Annotated in this window: 5 protein-coding genes and 1 pseudogene; all 6 read right to left on the bottom strand. The window is 31.4% G+C overall.

Going from position 1 to position 5,407, the window contains the following annotated elements:
* Positions 1 to 1,406, bottom strand: a 1,406-nt coding sequence (locus Q0Y70_RS09280; RefSeq protein ID WP_297820222.1) for a PRD domain-containing protein, incomplete at its 3' end; no start/stop codon positions are given.
* Positions 1,407 to 1,435: 29 nt separating this feature from the next.
* Positions 1,436 to 2,882: pseudogene (locus Q0Y70_RS09275) on the bottom strand (glycoside hydrolase family 1 protein).
* Between the two features lie 11 nt (positions 2,883 to 2,893).
* Positions 2,894 to 3,235, bottom strand: coding sequence for a PTS lactose/cellobiose transporter subunit IIA (locus tag Q0Y70_RS09270; protein ID WP_297820218.1), 342 nt, complete (start codon positions 3,233 to 3,235; stop codon positions 2,894 to 2,896).
* Between the two features lie 21 nt (positions 3,236 to 3,256).
* Positions 3,257 to 4,486 (bottom strand): PTS sugar transporter subunit IIC, encoded by a 1,230-nt coding sequence (locus Q0Y70_RS09265; protein ID WP_297820214.1) that lies wholly within the window; start codon positions 4,484 to 4,486, stop codon positions 3,257 to 3,259.
* Positions 4,487 to 4,516: 30 nt separating this feature from the next.
* A complete protein-coding gene (locus tag Q0Y70_RS09260; protein ID WP_297820211.1) occupies positions 4,517 to 4,825 on the bottom strand; it encodes a PTS sugar transporter subunit IIB in 309 nt (102 codons plus the stop codon).
* Positions 4,826 to 5,076: 251 nt separating this feature from the next.
* The coding region (locus Q0Y70_RS09255) for a hypothetical protein (RefSeq protein ID WP_297820209.1) at positions 5,077 to 5,407 on the bottom strand (331 nt) is incomplete at its 5' end.

The following is a 5,407-nucleotide window of genomic DNA, read 5'->3' as shown; positions in this document are numbered from 1 at the left end:
ATATTTAACTTTTGAATATCTTCTGGCAAAAGAAATTGAGAAATATTTACCGTACTTATATTATGATCGATATAATTTGAATTAACCGCAATTAAAATATCAACATTAGCCGTATAATTTTTTATCTGACTTGAATCTGATATTATTCCTTTAATATTAATATAAGTAGAAAACTGTGACTGTAATTTAGTGGAAAGAATGGCCGAATTATCATAATAGTGAGGCATTAAAACCAATACTGATAATTTTTGTCTATCTGACATCTGTTCGGCAATAGCATTTCCAATATGGAGAGCAATATATGCAATTTCATTATCTTCTATCTGTATGCCAATCTTTTCACCTATTCGATGAGCCATCAGAACAGCACATTCATAAATTGTGGGGGATGATATTTTTATATTACCAACAATCGGATTATGCTCTACTTTATTAGTCAAAGCACGTGTGATTAATCGATCTAAATGAAGAGAAAATCTTTCTTTAAAATTATCATTATTTAAATCAATCTGGTAGGTTTTCCAAACATAGGTAATCAAATCATCTACTAACTTCTTAGTTTCTACATTAATATTATCTTCAACTTTATTATTTCCGCTAATTGAAGCTTGCAAAATCAAGCTAAGTTCTTTACGGTCAGGTTCTTCCAATCCAACGCCATATTCTTTTTCAATAGTTGAAACAATTCTATAAGCTTGTGTCTCCATACTTCTTTTATTTGGTATCTTGCTTACTTCATTTTGCTTCATCAAATGTCCAGTTTGCAGACGACTTATTACAATAGCAAAATGCAGTAAAATATTATTTAAATCAAAGGTATTTAAATAAATATTATTTGAACTACAAGTATCTAAAATAATAGAACGTAATAAAGTAACGTCAATGTCAGGAAAATTATCCTGGATAATACTTCTATTCATAAAAGTTCCAGTAGTTTCTTCATAAATTAACGAACTTAATAGACTTCTTTTTTGACGTTCATTTCCAATCAAATGCCAGAACTCACCATCCCTTTTCAACTTCATATTAAAACGTTGAACTTTAGTTTGAATAGCCCTTAAGTCTTGCAAGATTGTAGTTTCACTGACAAATAAATTTTCTGATAAATCATATAGATTAACTGTAGAAGCATTATTAATTAAAAAGTTAATAATGTAATTTACTCTTTCTTCTTTATTAGTAGGTATATTGTTTTGAGAAGTCCGAGATGAGGGAGATATCAATTTATCGGCGTTATACTTATATCCTCTAACACTTGATTCAATGAGATTATTTCTACTATTTAATTGTGAAATATAATTTTTTATTGTCCGTTTAGAAGAACCGATTTCTACAGCAAGTTCTTGAGAGGTATGCCAACCTGGATTTTTCTGTAAATACTGTAAAAGACGATCTTTCTTTTCCATTTTGACACTACCCTCCTTAAGTTTAATTTTTAAATCTTTTTACCATTTGAAGAAATCACATTTTTGTACCAGTAATAACTATCTTTTAAATATCGCTTACCACTACCTTTTCCTTCATCGTCTAAATCAACATAGATAATTCCGTATCTCTTAGACATTTGCTGAGACGAACAGGAAACAATATCAATTGGTCCCCACATGCAATAAGCAATAACCTTTGCTCCATCGTCCCACTTGCTCAATATGAGCTCCTAAATAATCGCTTCGATAAGAATCGTGAACCTCTTTATTTTCTTCTAAGTTGTCATAGGCACCAAATCCATTTTCAGCAATAATAATTGGCTTTTGATAACGATCACAGTATTGAGACAGAGTATTATATAATCCTTGTGGGTCAATTGCCCAGCCCCAATCGCTCTCTTTTAAATTAGGATTATCCGACGTATCGTTTACTTGGTACTTATTTTTGGTTGAATCGACCATTTTTGAGTAATAGTAAGAAATTGCAAGAAAATCCATTGGATTTTTCTTAATCAGTTCCAGCTCATCAGCAGTAATATCTAAGTTAATACCGTTATCTTTAAAATAATTCTGAGCAAATTGCGGATATTCTCCTCTAAATTGCACATCGGTCACAAAATACTGCATTCTATTTTGTCGCATTGCCAGAATTACATCATCAGGCTTACCAGTTGCTGGATAAACTGTACCGTCAGCCACCATAGTTCCAATTTGAATATCAGGATTATGTAAAGACTGTGCATATTGCTTAGCCCAAGCTGCTCCCACAAATTGATTATGCATCGCTTGATATAAAGCCTGTTCTTCATTATCATACTGGTCTGAAGTTACGCCCACAGAAAGCCAAGGCTCAATTTGAACCATATTAATTTGATTAACAACAATCCAATATTTGACCTTATTTCCATATCTATCAAGTAAGGTTTTAGCAAATTTTTCAAACATTGGAATTACTTTCTTATTGGGCCAGCCGCCATACTTCAATGTTATATTGATTGATGTTTCATAATGATTCATGGTAATAATTGGCTCGATGCCTAGCTCAAGCATATAATCAATCATTTCATCATAATGCTTCAAAGCTGCTTCATTAGGTTCAGCATCATCCCCATTTGGAAAAATCCGCGCCCAATCTAAAGAAGTTCTAAATGTTTTAAATCCTGCATCGGCTAATAGTTTAATATCATGCTTATATGTATGATAAAAATCAATTCCAAATCTTTTAGGATAATAGTTAACAGTATCCTGACTATTCTTCTTTACTTCTTCTAAGGTCATCCCTGCTTGTTCTATCTTTTGAATTTCAGCATTAGATTTATTTTTCAGATAAGGTTGTACATCAGATGAATTTAAACCTTTGCCATCTTCTTGATAGGCACCATCAGCTTGACTTGCAGCTTGTGCACCACCCCATAAGAAATTTTCAGGAAAATATGGATATTTGTTTTCACGCATTTTAATAACCATCAGATTCTACCTTCCTTTTTATCTCTTGCTTTAAAAACTTTGATTAGGTGTTGTGTCAACTTAAATTCACTATTAATTGTCATTAAAGTATCTTGAGCATGAGTAAATAAGACTGAGTATGCTACCTTTTTTCCTTCAGCTTCTTGTTGGATTTTTGCTGTTTGTAATCTATGTGCAATTACCAACTCTGCTTCGGCTTTCTTCATATTTTTCTCAGCTTGGGAATAATCATAATTTGCTACATTATCAATCGCATCAGCTATGAATTCTCTTGCATCTCCGGCATGAAGTATAATTTCCATTGTGTCTTTGACAGATTTGTTTTCTGTTTCTTCCTTCATTTATACCCTCCTCTTTTCAATTTATGCTAATTCATCCTTAATTAAGCTATTGTCATATACCTTGAGAAATAGGTACCAAATTAAAGTTCCAACTACAAATAAAATTACTAATAGAATAATAGAACTTATTGCTGGGCTTACAATCCAAGTGACGAATGGGAAAGGAATATACCACATTTGCATTAAAGAATGCGGAATTGGAGATAAACCTGCTTTAAACCAAAATGCAGTAATTAGAGGTAAAACCAAACCATTAATCCATAGCGGAATCATTAAATATGGATTCCACACAACCGTACCAAAAATAACTGGTTCATTAATGTTAAATATTGATGGTGCAATACATGCTTTACCTAAAGCCTTCATTCTACGTGACTTACATGCAAATAGCATTAGTAAAACTAAAGGAAGAGTACATCCTACTCCACCAATCCATGGAAAACTATAAATTAATTCACTTGTAAAAATATGTGTAACGGCTTGTCCATTGGCATATTGATGAGCATTAGCAGCAATTCCAGCTAGCATTACAGGTTGGTCTACCGCAGCTAGCACCCAACCAGAAATTCCCATTGAATAAATAAAGCAAGTAAAGAATAGGAATAAGGTAAAGCCCCACCATGTATTCAATGAATTAGCAAGTGGTGAAAACAGATCGACGATCAATTTATAAAAATTAAAATGAAGAAGATAAGTTAAAATCCATCCCGTTGCTACCACTACTGTAATTGGGAGCATTGAATCAAACCAAGCAATAACAAAGTCTGGCATCGAAGTATCTTCATTAAAGAAAGAAATTTTTCCAAATGCTTCCATAATTAATGCAGTATATATTCCTACAACCAAGGCTACAAACATACCGCCTGCACCAAATTCTGAAAATTGATAAGAAACGATTGCTCCACTTTTATCCCATGTAGGATTGGCTAACATAAGAAACAAAGCAACTGATGATAATCCAGCAATGATTCTTTGTTTCTTTAATTTCTTATGTTCCATTAGATTAAATGGAAATAAAAATGCAATAAAGATTGAAACTAAACCAAATGTAAAACTGCTAATTGGAGCTAAATCTGGCCACCATTTCCAAAAATTTAATGGGATATTAAATAAAGTAATAAAAGATCCCACAAAGATAAATGGCAATACTTCTAGTATTGAATTCTTTATTGTAACTATCCAATCGTTATTGGCTATCTTTTGAGCGCCAGGTGCAAATTTTGTATTTAAAAAATGCATGAAGCCATTCATTTTATTTACCTCATTTCTGACTTATTATTTTTAATTTTCCAATTGTGCTTTTAAATCCTCAATTGCAGCTTTTCCATCTATAATTGAATAATAATCTGGTTTCATTAAAATAACCTTTACTTTATCAGGAACTTCATTTTTTATTGCATCAAATTCTGCTTTTAAGTGCGGACCAACCATTAAAGCATCAATTTCATCAGCGTATTCTCCTAATTCTGCTTCACTTCTCGCTTGAATTTTATAATCTAATCCTGCTTTTTTAGCCGCCTTTCTCATATTTGCTGCCATAAAACCTGATGAAGCACCTGAACCACAAATTAATAAAATATTCTTACTCATTTTGAATTCCTCCTATAATCAATTATTTCTTTTTCTCTCTACATGTTTATAGTATTAAATTAACCGCTTACATTAAACTTGTTTTTTGCACCGGAGGAGTGCAATTTAGTTATATGTTTATATGGCTTTATTTATATGCTACATTCTTTTATTTCTTTTCTTAAATCAAATAAAAAACAGTCAAGAGATATTCCTCCCTGGACTGTTTGATAAATTAGATTTATTCTGATTTCAAAATTACCTACGTAAATTTAAATTCTATACTTTCTTTCCCATTCATTAAATATACTTGATCTAGTATATCTGTCTAATGAGTCTAGTAGATTTTTCGTTTCTAAATTATACTCAGATAATTTGATTAAAATATTTTCTATCTCAGTTTCGATTAATCTGGTAATATGCATATAACCTTTTTGGCACAAAATTGTAATTAATTCTACTATCTTTTTTACCTGCTCCTCTGAATACTTTTTTATATAGGGCATTATTAAAAAATCTTCTTCTCTCAATTTATAATTAGGCACTCTATTAGAAGATTTTAAAATATTAATCAAAGTATCTGTTCTATCAATTTCTTTATTC

The sequence above is a fragment of the uncultured Lactobacillus sp. genome, assembly GCF_947367085.1.
In the GTDB taxonomy this organism is placed as follows: Bacteria; Bacillota; Bacilli; order Lactobacillales; family Lactobacillaceae; genus Lactobacillus.
Note: the sequence above shows the minus strand (reverse complement) of the source record. Positions and strands in the feature narration are given on the sequence as shown.